Below are 17,549 nucleotides of genomic sequence, written 5' to 3' on the forward strand. Positions count from 1 at the left end.
TAAGAAGTGAAAAATATTATACGCCCATTTATACAATATCCGATACTCGGCAATGTCATTATCGTTGCTATCCTTCTTTTCGGTTACGTCGGATTTTCGAGTCTGAATACCACTTTCTTTCCTCCCCAACCCAGCAGAACTATTATCATCAACGCGAGCTATCCGGGAGCTTCGCCTGAGGAAATGGAGGAAGGGATAGTTACCAAGATAGAGGACAATCTCAAAGGTATATCCGGTATAGAACGTACAACTTCGGTCTCAGGTGAAAATTTCTGCTCGATATACATTAGAGTATTGACCGATTATGACACCAATATAGTACTTCAGGATGTTAAGGACGCTGTAAATCAGATCAGTTCTTTTCCCCTGGGGATGGACAGGATATCTATCTACCGTAGAGAACCTTTCAACTTCGCTATTGATCTTATGATAATCGGAGATGTGGATTTAAAAACATTGAAATGGCACGGACGCCAGATTGAAAGGGACCTGCTTTCGATAGAAGGTATTTCTAAGATATCACTCTCGGGATTTCCCGCCGAAGAGATAGAAATAGCCGTTAGTGAAGAGGAACTTCGCGCGTACGGACTCACATTCAGTGAGATACTAAGTGCCGTAAGGAACGCCAATATCAAATCAACGGGAGGAAAGATAAAGGGCGAAAAGGAAGAACTTCTCATCCGCGCCGACGTCAAGGGATATCACGCTGAGGAACTCGCGAATCACGTGCTTAAAGCAAGCGATGAGGGCGCCGTGGTCCGTATTGGCGATGTTGCCACTGTAAGTGACAGATGGTCTGAAAATCCGAACAGAATTTATTACAATGGAAAAACCGCCGTCAGGGTTTCCGTCGACAATACAAACAAGGAAGATCTCTTTTTCATAGCCGACAGAGTCAAGGAATACGCTGAGAAATTCAACAGCACTCACAGTGACGTTCAGGCCCTCGTCCTTCGTGACGGGTCCGAGATCATAAATGAACGCATTAATCTCCTTCTTGGAAACGGTTTAATAGGTATTGTACTTGTAGTCCTTCTGCTGTCACTCTCTCTTAATCCGAATATCTCTTTCTGGGTAGCGCTCGGTATTCCTATTTCTTTCGCCGGAATGCTTATGATCGCCCCCTTCTACGGACTTACGATCAACGTAATGTCTCTTATGGCTATGATACTCATACTCGGAATTCTCGTTGACGACGGAATAGTTATAGCTGAAAATATTTATCAGCACCACGAACGAGGCAAAAAACCCGTCCAAGCCGCGCTTATTGGAACCGTTGAAGTGCTTCCCTCTGTTATCGCTTCTGTTCTTACTACCGTTGTGATATTTATGACTTTCTTTTTTCTCGAGGGCGGAATGGGCGATCACAGCCGTGATCTGGCCTTCGTCGTTATAGCGACACTTCTTCTCTCACTAATCGAAGCTGCTTTTATTCTACCTGCTCATATCGCGCATTCGAGAGCTCTGTGCGTAAGGGAAAAAAGCCGCCTCGAACGCGAGTCAACCAGGATGCTCGGCTGGGTACGAGATAAGATATACATGCCCGTTCTCCGGTCTTCTATTAAATCCCCCTATATCTCAATCGCGACGGTACTGGCAATATTCATAATAACGATCGGAGCTATTCGCGGAGGGATTCTAAAGACGACCTTCTTTCCGTATATAGAGGGTCGCTCGGTCTCTATAAACCTGGAGATGCCCGCGGGAACACCCGCTGCTGTTACAGACAGTTTAACGGGCTACATAGAAAAAGGTGTATGGGAAACAGATGAAAAATACAAAAAGTCACACAGGGGAGAAAATCTCGTAAGGTCTGTATACAGGAGAGTAGGATCGGGTACGCACCAGGGCCGTGTTTACGCTATCCTTGAAAGCAGCGAAGAGCGGAATTGGACAAATCTCAGAGCCGCAAACGAATTCAGAGAGAAAATTGGTAAGATCAAAGGCTCAGAGAAACTCAGCTTCGGCATGAGCAGGCGCTGGGGAATGCCTGTAATGGTTGCCCTTAAAAGCAATAACTTCGAGCAGCTCCGGGGCGCGACCGAGATGTTAAAGGAAGAACTTAAGAAGATGCCGCAGCTTAAGGATGTTACAGACGACGACCCCCCCGGATTGCGGGAAGTCAAAGTCAAACTAAAAGAAAAGGCATTCGCTCTCGGACTTACAACATCTGAAGTCGTAAGCCAGGTTCGTAGTGGATTCTTCGGTGGTGAGGCCCAGCGCATACTCAGGGGAATAGATGAGGTAAAGATATGGGTTCGTTACAGCCGTGATGACCGCTCTTCAATGTCCGACCTCGAGAATATGAGGATCCGTGCTCCGGGCGGGCAGTCATACCCCCTCGGCGAAATCGCCGACTTCTCGATAGAAAGAGGAGTAATGTCGATAAATCATACGGACGGGCAGAGAGTCATAAATGTCATGTCCGATGTAACCAGCACTAAAGCTTCCGTGCCAACTCTGCTAGCCGATATTAAAGAAAACGTAATGCCGGAAGTTAAAGAAAGATATCCCGAGGTTCGCTACAGCTTCGAAGGGGAAAGCTACGAGAATAAGAAAACAATGGACGCGATATCCCGGGTCGTTCCTGCAATTCTGATAATGATGTTCCTTTTAATAGCCGTTACTTTTCATTCATTCGGACAGGCGGTAATAGTATTTCTGCTTATTCCCTTCAGTATTGTCGGTGTGCTATGGGGGCATTACATTCAGGGCTATATCGTCAGCATACTCTCTATGTTCGGCGCTATAGCACTTATGGGAATAGTGGTAAACGATTCACTTGTACTTGTAAGTACGGTTAACCGGAAATTAAAAGCGGGCCGCAGTTTCGATGACTCCCTATTTGAAGCAGCAATATCGCGTTTCCGGCCCGTTGTGCTGACTTCTCTCACTACTATAGCGGGATTGGCTCCTCTTGTCTTTGAACAGAGCCACCAGGCACAGTTTCTATCTCCTATGGCTATCTCAGTTGCCTACGGCCTACTTTTCGGAACCGTTCTAACCCTGATAATGCTCCCGTCCATGCTTAAAACCTTTAACGATATCAAGATTAAACTCTATAAGACAATTAGCGGAAAAGAAGTAAACGGCAGATTTGTTGAAACTGCCGTAAGGGAAGAGGAATTCCTCCGCAGGCAAAACAATGACGGTCATTCAAATGAAAAAGGATGCGAAAAATGAAACACCTTATATCTATTCTATTTCTTGCACTTTTCTTCTCGCAAACTGCCGCCTCAGAGGCCGTACTGACCTTTGAAGAAGCAGTATATATCGCCATTGAACGTAATCCGCGGATAGCTGCCGCGCGTAATGACGCCGAAATTGCCTCAAATAACGCCCATGCCGGTAACGCGGGTCTTTTTCCCAAATTGGACTTTACGGGTTCCGCGAATTACAATAGAACCGATCCGCCTTCCGGAATTGAAACAGAAACCTCTTCTACAAGCGCCCGCCTGGGTGCCACCTACACTCTTTTTAACGGCCTTGGTAATATCTACCGTTACAAGCGCCTTAAATCGGAAGAAAGACTTGGAGAACTTAACGCCCGTGAGCGGATAGAAAATATTATTATCCATGTAAGTAAAGCATATTACGGGGCCGCAGAGGCCTTTGAAACCCTGCTTGTTTCAAGGGAACTTCTTGATATTTCCAGAGAAAGACTGGAAAGAGTTAAAAGCAGAAGCGATTTCGGTCAGGGTGGATCTGTCGATGTCCTAAACGCAAAGGTTAATTACAATACTGACACCGTTACGGTTGTCCGTTCTGAATTCGCTTGGGAAGAAGCAACTCGAAACCTCAACAGCTTACTGAACAGGAATTTAGGCAGTAAATATAAAGTGGATTCCAACGTGAAATTCGCCAATCTCGAACCTCTAAGTCAGTTAAGGGAAAAAGCTCTAAAACAGAACAGCTCTTACCAGATTGCCTCAGAGTCGGTGAAGCGGGCAGCTTTTGGCCAGAAAGTTACAAGATCCGCCTTTATGCCCAGACTCGACCTATCTACCTCTTACGGCTGGGAGGAATACAGCAACGAAGGCCTGAACCTGGATTTTAACGACCCAACTTCAAACTGGGGTGTATATGCTACGTTGAGTTTTAATATATTCAATGGATTCCAGCGTCGGATAGATTCTAAGAACGCGGCCTTAGAAGTTAGGAGCCGCAAGATGCTGGAGGAGCAGGCGCGTCTCGATATGGATAGAGAACTTATAAACGCTTACAAATCCTACAGCAACAGCAGGGCCATTCTGGATCTGGAGAAAAATAATCTCGAATCAGCCCGCATCAATTTTCAGCACACAAGCAAACTATACGATCTGGGGCAGGTTACATCGACACAATTCAGAGAAGCACAGCTAAATCTCACGAGAGCTAAAACAAGTGTTATCTCCGCTACCTACCAGGCAAAGCTAGACGAGATCGAACTCTTCAGAATCACCGGAAACCTGGTAAATGAGATCTAATCCTACTTTAGAGGAAGCCGAAAATCCCTAAGCTATGATTTTAATCAGCGAAAAGTTCACATTAAGATTATTTTTCAGCGGCGCTTCCCAGCTTAACCTCACGCACAGCTTCGGCTACAACAAAAATCCGTTCATTGTTACTTACAGGATCAACCGGGACAATGAAAAACCCCTTTTTCTTTTTATTGTACCCGAGGCTCTTTCCCCTTAGTATCTCGCCGTCGTGGAATTCTACCATGATTGATAAACCCCTCAGGTTAGAACTGTCAACCTTGCTGAACGACTTCTTTTCAGCGTATTCTTTCCTCCCGTCAAGTATCTTTACAAAAAAGAGGGCTTTCAGATCGGCGGTCTTAATCTCATAAGTTTTCCCGAGATCGGCATCTAACTCAGATACTAGGTGAAACATATCTTTAACAGGCGTAAAGTCATGTGTGTGCCCTTTCAATAACCTGCCGTCCGTAAAATGGGCAACTACTCGATTCCGTTTTTTATCTGTTGCGTCTTTCATTATGAGCCCCTTCTGCCAAGTCCAATAGATATTAGATATTACATAAATGACGCACTACCCTGAACAATCATCCTCGAATTACATATCTTTGTAAAGAAATTTTCAGCTGCCCGTGCCTTTTTATTTATTACCTGCAACCTGCGCGGCTCATTATTTCATCGATCTTTTTCTTAACCCGCTCACTTGATCTGCCGTCAAGCCCGGTAAAAAAGTAGTTTCTGTATTCCTTAAGCTTAACCTTCATCTGGTCAGTCGGATTCAACGCCTCTTTCACGCAGGGAAGAAGATCTTCAGGACTTTTCATATGGGGGAAAGCACCAGCCAGCCAGTCTTTAGGATCAATAGACAGCACCGGCATCCCGTCACTATGCTTTAACTTGTCAAAGGGAAGTTCATAAATAACTCCATGGCGGCCCAGTGCAAGAAATTCATTGATAACACTGGAAGTATCACTGATTAATGTATCTGATATGAAGATGTAGGGATAAATGTCGTAATCTTCTTTCCCAATCAGGAATACAGAAGAATTATCCCGCGAGAGCTTTTCATAGAATCTGTGCTGGGAATGAGGCGCGTATTTACCTCCCCAGCTGTAAGGATGCAGTTTTACAATAAGATTATATTCCGGTATGAGATCGGTAATACTGTCCCTTATATATTTTATACAACTTGGTTTATAAGACGGGGCGTACAGAACAACCTTTTTATCAATATCCAACCCCGTAAGTCGTTTTATACTTTCCTTGTCATAATACCCTTCCCGGAAGAAGGGATCAAGCTTTGGAATACCCGTTATGTAGAAATCGGCCTTTTCCTCCCAACCAAGACTCTTAATGTAGTCATACCAGTACCGACCTTCCAGAAAGACATGATATCTATAGTTTTTCTGTTTTACAATATTTCGTATGCGCAGTGTTTTTATTCCAACACCGTGATCCAGATGTACTTTGACACTTTCGCCGTATCTTTCGGGCTTCTTTAGGGCGTCGCCGCAGACAACTAAATCAAATCCATCTGTTTCATCCGTCAACTTGTAACCTTCCCTTTCAAGCCGGGAAGCTATTCGTTTTTTCTCACTTAAGAGGAAAATCCACAAAAATCTTTTCTGATCCTTCCCTATTCGTATATAGAGATCATAGTTCGGATCCTTCTCCAGCTCTCTGTACAAGGGATAAAGTGAATTAAAGTAATATTCCTTTTTCAGATCGAATAATACCTTTATCATCACCTTACCCCCTCGGTTTAAACAGAATAGTTTGTATGTTTTGCGGTGGATCGTCTCCTGAGTCACGCATTATAAAATACTTTAAGTATTAAGTATAACTACATAGTATATTGAAATATAGCCAGGCATTTAGACCTTTACTGAATTTGATTCCCGCCCTTATAAAGTTGTCATTCCCCTGAGGCTACCGATCTCTTAACCCATCTCTAATGCTCGTAGTCGAAATACCGCCGGTCCTTTCAAGATATCTAACCTCACAGTACTTCCGCAAATAATCAAATTTCCCTTCCCAATCATCACCTATCGCGAATATATCCACTTTATTCTTCTTTATATCATCAACCTTCTGCTCCCAGTTTTCTTCCGGTATGACTTTGTCAACATATCTGATGGCTTCAACAATTTTAGATCTGTGCTCATATGGATATACGCATTCTTTCCCTTTAATCAGGTTAAACTGATCGGTAGAGACTGCAACAATCAAATAGTCGCCCAATTCTCTTGCCCTTCTTAGAATTCTCAAATGCCCATAGTGGAAAAGATCGAAAGTTCCGTATGTTATAACAGTTTTCATCTGTCAGCCAACTATTTGTCGAATTGCAGATCGTAGAGATATTTATACTTACTACTCGAATCGAGAAGCTCCTCGTGAGTCCCGATTTCAAGTATCCTGCCGTCTTCCATAACAACTATTCTGTCTGAATTCAGTATAGTGGAAAGTCTGTGGGCGATTACTATAACCGTCCTGTCCTTCGTGGCTCTGCCTATGGCTTTCTGTACGTTCTTTTCGGATTCGGAATCCAGGGCGCTGGTTGCTTCATCGAAAATCAGAATCGGCGGATCTCCCACTATAGCTCTGGCAATACAAAGTCTCTGTTTTTGCCCCCCGGAGAGATTTGAACCCTTGGGGCTCAGCACTGTATCATAGCCGGCCGGAAGCTTATCGATAAATTCATCGGCATAAGCAATGCGAGCGGCCTTTTTAACATCCTCTACTGTGACTTTCTTATTTGATCCGTAACTGATATTGTTAGAGATAGTATCGTTAAACAATATAGACTCCTGAGTGACGGTTCCGAATAAATTATGCAGGTCGCTTATCTTGATATCCTTTATGTTAATCCCATCAATATCGATGCTGCCTTCGTCGGGATTATAAAATCTTTCAATCAGATTGACAAGAGTCGTCTTTCCCGAACCGCTGCTTCCCACAAGGGCTACCTGTTCTCCCTTCTTAATCTCTATGTTAATATCTGATAACACCTTGCCGTCATTATTATAACTGAAATTCAGGTTGCTGATTTTTATAGAATCTTCAAATTCGGAAATCGAAACAGCATCGGGGCTTTCAGATATCTCGGGAACTGTATCAAGCACTTCGTATATTCTGTCCAGTGATACCATAGCTTTTTTTATTTCTATATAAGCCTTGGTTATATTCTTAATCGGATGAAGTATTGAAAATACGGCAAGCATAAAAAACATAAAGCTGCCGAAAGTAAACTCAGTGGGATTATCAAGTACCATTTTGCCGCCGATAATAAGCACGACGATACCTACAAGGGTGCCATTGATTTCCGACAACGGAACACTCAGAGCTTGGTAAACTTGAGCTCTCCGCCATGACTTGTAGAATTTGAGGTTATGAGTTATGAATCTTTTGTACTCAAAGTCCTCTTTTGAAAACGATTTAACAATCTTAAACCCGTTAAATACCTCCTCGATCTTCGAAAAGAGTATTCCGTATGTCTTCTGAATCCTCTTTGAATATTTCTTTACCTTTTTACCCAGAAAGGAAATCAGAATACTTACTACAGGCACAATGACCGCGGTATATAGAAATAGTTTGTAATTTATAAGTATAGCAATAGTTACATTTACGATTATAAGCGCAACGTCTCTGAGGGAACCGAAAAACGAACGAATAAAAAGATTACTGACGATGTTTGCATCTGACGTCAACCTGACTTGAGAATCCCCTATTGTTATACTCCTGAAAAATGTCAGGGACTGATTAAGATATTTTCTGAAAAGTTTGTTTCTTAACTGATAAATCACTTTGCCGCGTAAGGTCGCGAAAATAATCCTGTTGACGTAATAAAATGAATTCTTAATTACAATAAGGATTATCATCGTTACGCCGATAAGAAAAAGCAGCAGCATCTGGTCCGTGTAAGACAGTAAATCCTTATAGCTATCAAGCAGCAATTTAAGGTGATCTGAACTGAAGAGATTTGAAAACCCAGATTGAGAAAAGAACTGAGCGGTTGAAGAATAAAATCTGTTGTAAAATTCGCCGAACGTGTTGTAGATATTATCTTTATGCATTAATCCAAACACATAATCAAAAAGGGGAACCGTCATCCCCAGGCTTATACTGCTTAAAGCGGCGAATATAAGTGTTGTTATAACCCCGGAAATCATCAGTTTCCAGTATCTGATCATCATGTAGAATAATTTCTTTATATTTTTCATATTGGACTATTCTGACATAGGCTGAGCGGTTTTCCGTAATTGTAATTATCTATAATATTCACTTAAAAAATAGGTAACACAACTCCCTTGCGTGAAAGAAAAACTGTCAATAAGTATACAATCTATGAAATAATATGCAAGGTATGTATTTTTAAGGGCAAGAAGCCGGGCTAATTATCCATGAGCTCTTGATATAATTCTATGTTTCCATTAATAGTCTTCCGAATATCAAAATTTCTAACTGTTTCGAAAGCTTTGCGCCCAAGTTCCTCTCTCTTACTTCCGTTATCTAATAATTTTATAATTGCCTTTGCAAGTTGCTGAGAATTCTGCGGTTCAACCAATAAACCATTATCCCCGTCGGTGACAGCTTCCGGAATCCCTCCGGTTCTACAAGCAATCACAGGTAGCCCAAATGATTGAGCATCTAAAATAGAAGTCCCGAGACCTTCCTTCTTGGATGCCAGTACGAACAAATCACAATTCTTAAGAAAATCTTCCACATCTCTTCTGAATCCGGCAAAAATAAAATTTTTCTCGATCCCGAGATATCTGACAAATTCTCTCATTTTTTCTTCTAAGACTCCCGTACCGTAAGCACAGAATGTAACGTTCCTGTTCTTTTTCAATACAATCGAGGCGGCATTTATCAAGTTCTGATAATCCTTATGCCCTACAATTGCCGCGACAGTACCTACTAAGATATTATTCTCCGGAATCCCGAGCTCTTTTTTCAACCCCTTATATTTACTGTTGCCGTTGAATTTATTTAAATCAATTCCTGAATGAATCGTAACAAGTTTCCTTTCATCAATTCCGTCTTCAATAAGTACTCTCCTGACGCTGTCAGATACACATATGATTTTATCTAATAAATAATTACGGTATTTAATTCGACTCAAAATGTTTTTCTTTATGTGAAAATCAACCCTGCGAACAGCAATTAACTTGATTTTTCGGCAAAATATCCCGGCCCATAATCCAACTGCCAGCGCGTGACCGGAATGAAGATGCAGTATCTGTCCACCGATATCCTTGCAAAACCGGGCAATCTTGTATCCCGCGATAATATCGAATTCGCTCCTCATATTTAATGCTTTGTGGGGTAGGCCGTTACTTTTACAGTATTTTTCAAATTCAGATCCAGGCTGACAGATAAGAACTGTGCTATATCCGTTCTCATGCAGATATTTATGTAAATACGCAGCCTGTCTCTGCCCTCCTCTCCATTCCATTTCAGTATCAATATGTACGATTTTCATTTATTATGTTTCTCCCACAGTTTTATATACTTCAGAAAGACGTAGAAAGCTGAGTTAAAGGCTAATATCAATCCCTCTTTTCCGTCAAGGAAACCCATATTTATAAAATACATCTTTATGAACCTGAATTTCGCCCTCAAGATAGCTTTAAATACTGAGGATTTCTTTCCTTGATTAAATAATTGTCTCGCACCAAGTGTTGTATATTTGTCGATCTTTTTAAGATGGTCTGAAATTGTGTGATATGAATAATGCATTATTTCTTCTTCTATCCGTCCCGTTTCACCTTTGATCTCAACATATTCATGAACATCTCTGCTGTTATAGCTGCCGTATTTCCTGTTGAACAATCTCAGACAATATTCTCTATTCCACCCTGAATGCTTTATTAGCCTTCCTATATAAAATGTTATCCTTTTAAACTTAAAACCGCATTTGTCTATCTTCTCCGAAAGGATTTCTCTGATCCTCTCTGCCAATTCCGAGCTTACTTCTTCATCAGAATCAATTGATAGTATCCAATCGTTAGACGCCTTCTCTACAGCCAGTTGCCTTGTTCTTCCAAACCCTAACCATTCTGTTTCTACGACCCTGCATCCGTACTCACGGCAGATAGACAAAGTCTTATCAGTAGAACCGGAATCTATTACAACAATTTCATCCGCCCATCTTACCGATTCAAGGCAGCGTCTGATATTTCTCTCTTCATTCTTTGTTATTATCACAACAGATAATTTCTCTGACATATTATAAATCCTTTAATATTTTTTTGATTTTATCAGCCCTCTTCACCCATAAATACTGCTCAGCTTTTTTTAGCACGCTCAAGCGCATTTCCGCGTAAACCTCTTTATTTTCAAATAAAAGATCTATCTTCTCAGATAGTTTTTTAATATCGCCGCTTTTGTAGAAAAACCCCGTTTCCTCTCCGTCAATTAGTTCTCTCATGGTTGGTAAATCCGAGGAAATCACAGGTATACCGTAAGAATAAAAATCAAACAGCTTAAGTGGAGAAGTTAAATACCGGTTAAAGTAAGTATCCATAAGAGGGACAACCCCGATCCTTATTCTATCAATATACTCCCGCATTTCGACCTTATTTACCCAGCCGGTAATGGTGATTTTTTTTCTGTTATATAAATTTTCCGCAATTCTGTAATATTTCTTGATTTCACTGCTGTTTTTACCGCCTATTAATAAAATGTCCGGCTTAGAATCAGAAATAGATGCTGCTTTTATTATATCCTCAACCCCTTTATGTTTTTCTAATGATCCTATATACCCCACATATTTTCTATTATTAAATTCGCTCTTTGCATCAGTATTTATCCTATGAATACCAGTACGGCAGACGAATATATTCTGCTTGGGAAACTCCTTTAGATATTGTTCCCTTTGTATCTGCTGCAAACAGATTACTCCGCTGATCCGAGGAATATACTTTCTTTCATAATTATGATATCTCATTTTTTTACTTATATTTATATCATCCCTGCTGCTTAAATCGGCAAAATAATCATGTGATTCAAATAGAGCGGGGATGTTATAATTCTTTTTTAATTCGGCCAGATATGGCAGGAATGAAACGTTTCGGGATATAACCGCGTCGATTGTTCTTTCTACAATCAATTTTCTTAGAGTTTTATAAACATACCTGTAATAAATTCTATTAGAATTTATATGAAAATGATTTTCATAGGGATAAATAAATAGATTACTACTCTTCTTAACTCCAAAATAATCGGTTAATACTTCTTCTATAGTTGAGTTGAAGTTCTTCTTGATGAATAAATGGCATTCACGAAACACATTCGCCAACCCAACCGCGTTATATGTCGCGAAGGTAGTACTGGGGGAATTAGACGGCCACTGCCCGGTATGCACATAAGCAATCTTCAAAAACTATTCTCCAATTCTCCTTTTTAATAATCTTTCACCTTTTACCCTGGTTTGTTCATTCTGAATATACTTCTTCAGCTTCCGTCTGTACTTTGCCGCCTTCCTGTTTTTCCTCTTAACAAAATCGCTCATTATTGAATGCCTGTCTCTTTTATTATCCCGTCTTTTCATATTATCCGAATAGTCATGATAAATAACCGTTTCCGGCCAGTAAATTAATGATTCGCTCCCGTATTTCCCGGCAATTCTAAGGGATAGATCCCATCCCTCGTGCCCGAATAATAAAGGATCCATACCATTCATTTCTAAATACACAGATTTTCTAAAAGCCGAATTGCCCTCAATGTTTATAATAGATGGAACTGGAATACCTCCCAGATCATAATGCTGAATTCTCTTATTCTCGGAAGTTTTCCCCTTTGGGAGGACCCTTCCCCTGAAACCGCAGATATCGTAAGTACTAAAAGCGTTACTTACAGTTTTAACGTAATTTTCAGCAACCAGGGCGTCGTCATCGAGAAAGGCAATAATCTTCCCTCTCGCAAAATGTACTCCTATATTTCTTCCTTCGGAAGGAATAAGGTTTTGGGGAGTTTTAATGTACAGTATTTCCATTTTCTTAAGTTCATCCTCAACATCATCATTGCCGCCGTTATCAACTATAATAATTTCATACACCTTTTCTCTGTTTTTTATAACAGAAGATATGCAGTCTAAAAGAAGTTTATTAGTTCTATAGGCTACGATAATTACAGACAATTCGGGCAGCTTATCTTTCCTGTTATCTATTTTAAGAAAAGTGTCGTAATCTATTAATTTCCTGTAACACCGCATATAGCCTTGAGCCTTCTTTATTCTTCCGCCGTAGAGAAAGCTGTTTGCCCTGTTAAAGCAATCAAGAGCCAGAGCTTGCCGGTTACAACCCTTACTTATTTTTTTATTTATCCTTCTACTTATTAACTTATTTATTATGAACATGGAGATTCTCAAATCTTAGTTTCATATTTATAGATATATTCCGGTCTTGACTGAATTTTCAGGCCCGAAAGCCCAATCCCAATTCTTTATTGGAGTACGCCATGTCTGGCCGTATTTTGTTTTGACATACTTTAGAGTGTCATCGGGAACATAAAAATTATTTCCCAGAAATTCAGTCTCCTTTAATTCAAATTTATCATAATAGTATTTTATCAGATTTTTTCCTCTCTCAGTATCCAGCCAGGCCGCGTGCCAGTATCTCCCGTCTTCTTCATAAAAAAAGAAGATATCTAATCTTACGTCATTTCTAATGAATGACAGCTCCAATCCCAATTCTACTTTTCCAAATATATGATGCAGCTCCCAACCGTTACCTATAAATTCCATTATTATTCTGTCATCATAATCTTCTATAAAAGCCCCTATATCCAGATCAAAATCATGCGGTATAAAGCCATTTTCTCTGAAGCATCCGAGCAGTGTTCCATCGGTAAGCCAGAAACGCATATTCAATTTATTCAGTATCTTCTTCACGCTGATCAGATTTTCTAATCCGACGTCCTTCTTAAGGGGCAGCCTGTTTATGTTGATCTTTTTTTTCTTTTTCCGGATTTTCTTCCATAAATCTTTAAGTTTTGATTTTACACTTTCATTATCTTTTTCACCTCTTCTTTTGAGGGCATTTCTTATTGCCAAATCAAAATTTTCTTTGCCAATAGCCCTTTTCTTACCATGCGCTTGAGATTCCGGTAAAACTCTGTAAAAATAAAGAGGTTCATTTATAAAGTGCAGATGTGTAACCTCCTCCATTTTCAAAAATAAATCTTTATCTTCAGCATATTTAATACTCTCATCATACCCTTCTGTCTTCAGGTAAGAAGATTTTCTGAAGGTCTTAAAATGACTTACATAATCGAACTCAATATTACTCCGGCCCTTGGGAATCTTCTTACAATAACCGAGTTTTTCTATTTTCATATCTTTGTCGCAATACCAGAAATTAGTGTATACAAAACCAGCTTTTGAGTGCTTGGAATAATAATCTGTTATCTTTTCGACACAGGTAGGATCTAATTTATCATCAGGATCTAAAATGCCTACCATATCATTTTCAGATAATTCAATTAATCTTTTTAATGTTCCGATATAACCTAAATTCTGTTTATTATAGTGAATGGAAATATTTTCAATATTTTCGTACTCTTTATAAACTTCTCTGGAATTATCCGTACTGGCATCGTCAAGTATTATTATATCCCATTTATCTGAAGTTTGATTTATTACGGAATTAAGACATTCTCTTAAATAAACTCCATTATTAAAATTTGCTATTAGTATTGATATTTTCTCTTTCATTATTTTAAACCTAAACTTAATTTGAATATTTTAGATAAAAGTATATTTTTATTTAATAATTCTTCCCTATCAATATTTTTCAATGGTTCGAACATAAACTTATTATATAACATTACTGCAACAGTGTCTTTTTCTACAATTGAATCCAAATTTATATCAGTTATAAAAAATTTTTCCCAACTATTCCAAACTATGGGAGCAAATTTATTAAATTCAATATTGTGATATTCGTACCCTTCAAACAATTTCCATAGAATAGAATAGCCAAATTCAGACCATTTAATTGAATTCAGTTTTTCTACTTTCATGTTATATCTCAATTTCATTTTACTGCTCAAGTCTCTCAATTTTTTTAGATTAAAAAGATTTACAATATCAATGGTCTTGTAAATATATTTATATTTATTTTGCTTAAATGCTGGTTTGTTTTTTTGGTATAATTTTTCATTTAACTTCATATCCATAAGTTCAATCCATTCTTTTAAAACAGAACAATATTTTACAGCTCCAAAAAATCCAATTGAGGGTTTACCATATTCAATACCGTATCCAACATACTCATACTTTTCCAAATATTGCTCAATGTTAATTTTCTTTAACAAAATAACATCACTATCTAACCAAATCCCCCCATATTTATAGATAATCTTTGCCCTTATATAATCAGCTTTTTGGGCAATTTCTTCAAGCTTATCAAGATCCCTTCTAAGGTTTGGTAAATATTCATAAACGGTTTTTTCATTTAAAACAATAATTTTATAATCAGGAGAATGTTTAATGATTGTTTCTAAACATAAGTCGAGATATGCGGGTTTCTCAGATCCTTTGTTATTCTCCCAATACATCCAAATCGTTTTGTTCACTAAACACCTCTTTTAATAATATAATTCTTAAACCCGCCTATTTGTCTTCCGCCGTTAAAAATCTTCTCAAACAATGTAATTAAACGGTATTTAAACTTCTCATGCTTATGGAGTTCTCTAAGAGGGTTTGGTTTACCGCTGTATTGGAGTTTGTCTTTCCAGTCTAATTTGCCGATCATCTTAGTCATCACTTCGGGGTGTGACTCTTCAAATACAGCCAGTCTGTTTAGCGGCCCGTAATCAAATTCATCCGGGAAATCCTGATACATTTCAGCTACTTTCTCACTTCCCCTGTGTACGGTATCTAAGGCCTTCTTCTTGTTTACCATTAAATGAGGGGGGCGCACCCAGCCGTAATGGTAAACATAAGCGTCAACGGCCGCCACTTTTAACTTATAGGTGTTCTCTTTTTGACGGTAATTCACCCCGTCGAATTCCGGAATACGGCGAAATGATTGAGCGGATATCCACGAATGTATATCTTCCCTATTGCGGATTATTCTGATTTCATTCTGATACCAGCCGTGACCCGATTGATAATGGTCATAGTCACCCCAGAAATGCCTGTACTTGAAAAGTAACCCTTCAACTTCTTCCATCTCTAGCAGTTCAAGGCATCTTTCTTTTATGACGGGCAAGGATTTTTCATGAATCACTTCGTCAGCTTGAAGATAAAACAACCAGTCTCCCGAGCAGAATTCCTTGGCAATATCTGTTTGATGGGCATTCTCCATTCCGCGTGGATATTTCTCCAAATCCCACACTGTATCAATTATTTTTATCTTAGGATCACCAATTGCCGCGATTCTCTCGCGTGTATTATCATCATCATCACCCCTGCCCACAGCGATAACAAATTCGTCACAGATAGGGAGAATCGACTTAATAGATTCAACAACCGGGTAATATAATTTAATCCCGTTTTTTACAAAAGAAAATCCGCTAATTCTCATATTTTCTCAACTCTTCTAAACCATACGTTTCAAGTCTAAGTTAAATGACAACAAATTCAATTCAAAAATAATATTCTCTCCGGACAAAAAAGGGGGTCTCTTATGAGAGCCCCCATCCTTCAAACTGTTTCCCGTCACAGCAGATCTTCCTATTTTATTGCCGCTTTAAGCGCAAACTGCACGCGGAAGCTGTCATATTCATCAGAGACTGTTGTAGTAGTCACTCCTCCGCTGTTTTCTCTTGTGGACCATTTTGTCTTCAGATAAGAAAATTCTAACATACCCGTAACATTATCCGTTATCCCGTACATCGCGTTCGCGAAGATAAGGGAATTCATGTCGCGGAATGTTTCGCTGGGGCCTATCGGAACATCAAATTCAGTGTCGTCCGGGTCGTCGAAAGAATAGCCAGTGTTAAACGTCAGTTTAGAAGAGGGCTTCACTGAAAGCATCCCCCATCCACCCGTTGTGGGAAGTGGCTCATAGATGCCGTCTGTGTTCTGAAGTACGCCTCCGAAATAAGTCTGAAGCGCTTGCCCGATAAAGTATTCACCCTTCAGGGTCAGATGTTTGTTAATTTTTAAGGCTAAATCACCGTTAAAGGACCAGGAATCGATACTTTCTTCTGTTACATTGTTCGGTGTAATTGTCTCATCTGTTCTGTTATATTTCTCCTGTCCGTAATGACCTGATACTCCGAGTGAGAGCTTTCCTTCTTCAGAAAATCCCGAGGCTATTCCAAGTCTTCCCTGGAGGGCGGGTATCGCGGCGTCGGCGCCGTTGTCAACACCGTCTCCGGTGTTTACATTTATAGTATCATTGTAACCAACGCTGAAATCTCCGCCCATATTCCTGGTAACGGCAAGATCGAGCGATAACTCCGCTCTGTCGCTGATATCCGCCCAGGTCGAGAACCTCACCTGAGGCCTTCTGTAACCAATATTCCCTTCACCCCAGGCCACACTGTAATTTACGGTCTTTGGCACCAGAGGGGAGATGACATCCCAGCTCTGACCCGCGAGAATAGACCATTTCCTACCTGTAATCTTGAAATAGGCGTGCCGCAGCATCGGGGTTGCTTTATTCTCGGCGCTTGCTCCGCCTCCGTAGAAATCGAACTCCAGGGTAGCCTGCGTCTTTACGCGTTCCTCTTTCCAGAGAAAATCGAAACCCAACCTGCTCTCCCTTGTACTGAAATAAAGGGCGTTATCAGCTTCTTTATATTCGGGAACGTAGAGATGAAAATTCCCGGGATGCATTTGGGCGTTGTCATAGGCAATATCCGACTTGAAATAACCGTGGAAGTTGAATTGATACTTTCCCCATTTCTTCCCGCACTCTCCGCCGCTTATTTCCGGCGCGATAAATGTCAAAGCGAAAACGGCTATAAGTAAATTGAATAAAATTTTATTCCTCATATACTTCTCCTCTCCCTCTGGCAGCTTTAAAACCGTCACCCGCGCCTTCAACGCGGGATTGAGGTAGCTGCGTGCAGATAAGTTTTCAGGGTCAAGGCGCGACCCTGAACAAACAGATTACTTTCATGTAACAGATTACTTTC

14 protein-coding genes are annotated in these 17,549 nt (G+C 40.0%); 2 read left to right on the forward strand and 12 right to left on the reverse strand.

Annotated elements, in window-relative coordinates; all coding sequences use genetic code 11:
- Positions 1–6: 6 nt before the first annotated feature.
- Positions 7–3,183, forward strand: a complete 3,177-nt coding sequence (locus U5O15_05210; GenBank protein ID MDZ7860051.1) for an efflux RND transporter permease subunit — start codon at positions 7–9, stop codon at positions 3,181–3,183.
- Positions 3,180–4,466 (forward strand): TolC family protein, encoded by a 1,287-nt coding sequence (locus U5O15_05215; protein ID MDZ7860052.1) that lies wholly within the window; start codon positions 3,180–3,182, stop codon positions 4,464–4,466. The genes U5O15_05210 and U5O15_05215 overlap by 4 nt, the downstream gene beginning before the upstream one ends.
- Positions 4,467–4,533: 67 nt before the next feature.
- On the opposite strand, the gene U5O15_05220 is transcribed toward U5O15_05215, so the two are convergent.
- The 12 genes from U5O15_05220 to U5O15_05275 all read right to left on the reverse strand — a co-directional run bounded on the left by U5O15_05220 (position 4,534) and on the right by U5O15_05275 (position 17,406).
- Positions 4,534–4,977 (reverse strand): hypothetical protein, encoded by a 444-nt coding sequence (locus U5O15_05220; GenBank protein ID MDZ7860053.1) that lies wholly within the window; start codon positions 4,975–4,977, stop codon positions 4,534–4,536.
- Between the two features lie 127 nt (positions 4,978–5,104).
- On the reverse strand, positions 5,105–6,202 hold the full coding sequence (locus tag U5O15_05225; GenBank protein ID MDZ7860054.1) for a CDP-glycerol glycerophosphotransferase family protein: 1,098 nt from the start codon (positions 6,200–6,202) through the stop codon (positions 5,105–5,107).
- A gap of 184 nt (positions 6,203–6,386) precedes the next feature.
- Positions 6,387–6,776 carry a glycerol-3-phosphate cytidylyltransferase gene (gene tagD / locus U5O15_05230; GenBank protein MDZ7860055.1) on the reverse strand — a complete coding sequence of 130 codons (390 nt, stop codon included), beginning with the start codon at positions 6,774–6,776 and terminating at the stop codon, positions 6,387–6,389.
- An 11-nt stretch (positions 6,777–6,787) separates the two neighbouring features.
- The gene (locus tag U5O15_05235; protein MDZ7860056.1) at positions 6,788–8,677 is read right to left on the reverse strand and encodes an ABC transporter ATP-binding protein; all 1,890 of its coding nucleotides are present in this window, start codon (positions 8,675–8,677) and stop codon (positions 6,788–6,790) included.
- Positions 8,678–8,847: 170 nt separating this feature from the next.
- Positions 8,848–9,939 (reverse strand): glycosyltransferase family 4 protein, encoded by a 1,092-nt coding sequence (locus U5O15_05240; GenBank protein ID MDZ7860057.1) that lies wholly within the window; start codon positions 9,937–9,939, stop codon positions 8,848–8,850.
- On the reverse strand, positions 9,936–10,685 hold the full coding sequence (locus tag U5O15_05245; GenBank protein ID MDZ7860058.1) for a glycosyltransferase family 2 protein: 750 nt from the start codon (positions 10,683–10,685) through the stop codon (positions 9,936–9,938). Before U5O15_05245 ends, U5O15_05240 begins: the two co-directional genes overlap by 4 nt.
- A 1-nt stretch (position 10,686) precedes the next feature.
- A complete protein-coding gene (locus tag U5O15_05250; protein MDZ7860059.1) occupies positions 10,687–11,838 on the reverse strand; it encodes a glycosyltransferase in 1,152 nt (383 codons plus the stop codon).
- Between the two features lie 3 nt (positions 11,839–11,841).
- Entirely contained in the window at positions 11,842–12,816 is a 975-nt protein-coding gene (locus U5O15_05255; protein ID MDZ7860060.1) for a glycosyltransferase, read from the reverse strand.
- 27 nt (positions 12,817–12,843) lie between these two features.
- Positions 12,844–14,172 (reverse strand): glycosyltransferase, encoded by a 1,329-nt coding sequence (locus tag U5O15_05260; protein MDZ7860061.1) that lies wholly within the window; start codon positions 14,170–14,172, stop codon positions 12,844–12,846.
- On the reverse strand, positions 14,172–15,035 hold the full coding sequence (locus tag U5O15_05265; protein MDZ7860062.1) for a capsular polysaccharide synthesis protein: 864 nt from the start codon (positions 15,033–15,035) through the stop codon (positions 14,172–14,174). The genes U5O15_05260 and U5O15_05265 overlap by 1 nt, the downstream gene beginning before the upstream one ends.
- Complete coding sequence (locus tag U5O15_05270) at positions 15,035–15,988, reverse strand: glycosyltransferase family 2 protein (GenBank protein ID MDZ7860063.1); 954 nt, start codon at positions 15,986–15,988, stop codon at positions 15,035–15,037. Before U5O15_05270 ends, U5O15_05265 begins: the two co-directional genes overlap by 1 nt.
- A gap of 149 nt (positions 15,989–16,137) precedes the next feature.
- Positions 16,138–17,406, reverse strand: coding sequence for a hypothetical protein (locus U5O15_05275; protein MDZ7860064.1), 1,269 nt, complete (start codon positions 17,404–17,406; stop codon positions 16,138–16,140).
- Positions 17,407–17,549 lie beyond the last annotated feature (143 nt).

The organism is Candidatus Krumholzibacteriota bacterium (genome assembly GCA_034520215.1).
Taxonomy (GTDB): domain Bacteria; phylum Krumholzibacteriota; class Krumholzibacteriia; order Krumholzibacteriales; family WJIX01; genus JAGHBT01.

Excerpts from the sequence above, each read along its gene's own strand:
- U5O15_05255 (MDZ7860060.1), bottom strand. The coding sequence starts at position 12,816 with ATGTTCATAATAAATAAGTTAATAAGTAGAAGGATAAATAAAAAAATA.
- U5O15_05245 (MDZ7860058.1), bottom strand. The coding sequence starts at position 10,685 with ATGTCAGAGAAATTATCTGTTGTGATAATAACAAAGAATGAAGAGAGA.
- U5O15_05260 (MDZ7860061.1), bottom strand. The coding sequence starts at position 14,172 with ATGAAAGAGAAAATATCAATACTAATAGCAAATTTTAATAATGGAGTT.
- U5O15_05270 (MDZ7860063.1), bottom strand. The coding sequence starts at position 15,988 with ATGAGAATTAGCGGATTTTCTTTTGTAAAAAACGGGATTAAATTATAT.
- U5O15_05240 (MDZ7860057.1), bottom strand. The coding sequence starts at position 9,939 with ATGAAAATCGTACATATTGATACTGAAATGGAATGGAGAGGAGGGCAG.
- U5O15_05215 (MDZ7860052.1), top strand. The coding sequence starts at position 3,180 with ATGAAACACCTTATATCTATTCTATTTCTTGCACTTTTCTTCTCGCAA.
- U5O15_05275 (MDZ7860064.1), bottom strand. The coding sequence starts at position 17,406 with ATGAGGAATAAAATTTTATTCAATTTACTTATAGCCGTTTTCGCTTTG.
- tagD (MDZ7860055.1), bottom strand. The coding sequence starts at position 6,776 with ATGAAAACTGTTATAACATACGGAACTTTCGATCTTTTCCACTATGGG.
- U5O15_05235 (MDZ7860056.1), bottom strand. The coding sequence starts at position 8,677 with ATGAAAAATATAAAGAAATTATTCTACATGATGATCAGATACTGGAAA.
- U5O15_05225 (MDZ7860054.1), bottom strand. The coding sequence starts at position 6,202 with ATGATAAAGGTATTATTCGATCTGAAAAAGGAATATTACTTTAATTCA.
- U5O15_05220 (MDZ7860053.1), bottom strand. The coding sequence starts at position 4,977 with ATGAAAGACGCAACAGATAAAAAACGGAATCGAGTAGTTGCCCATTTT.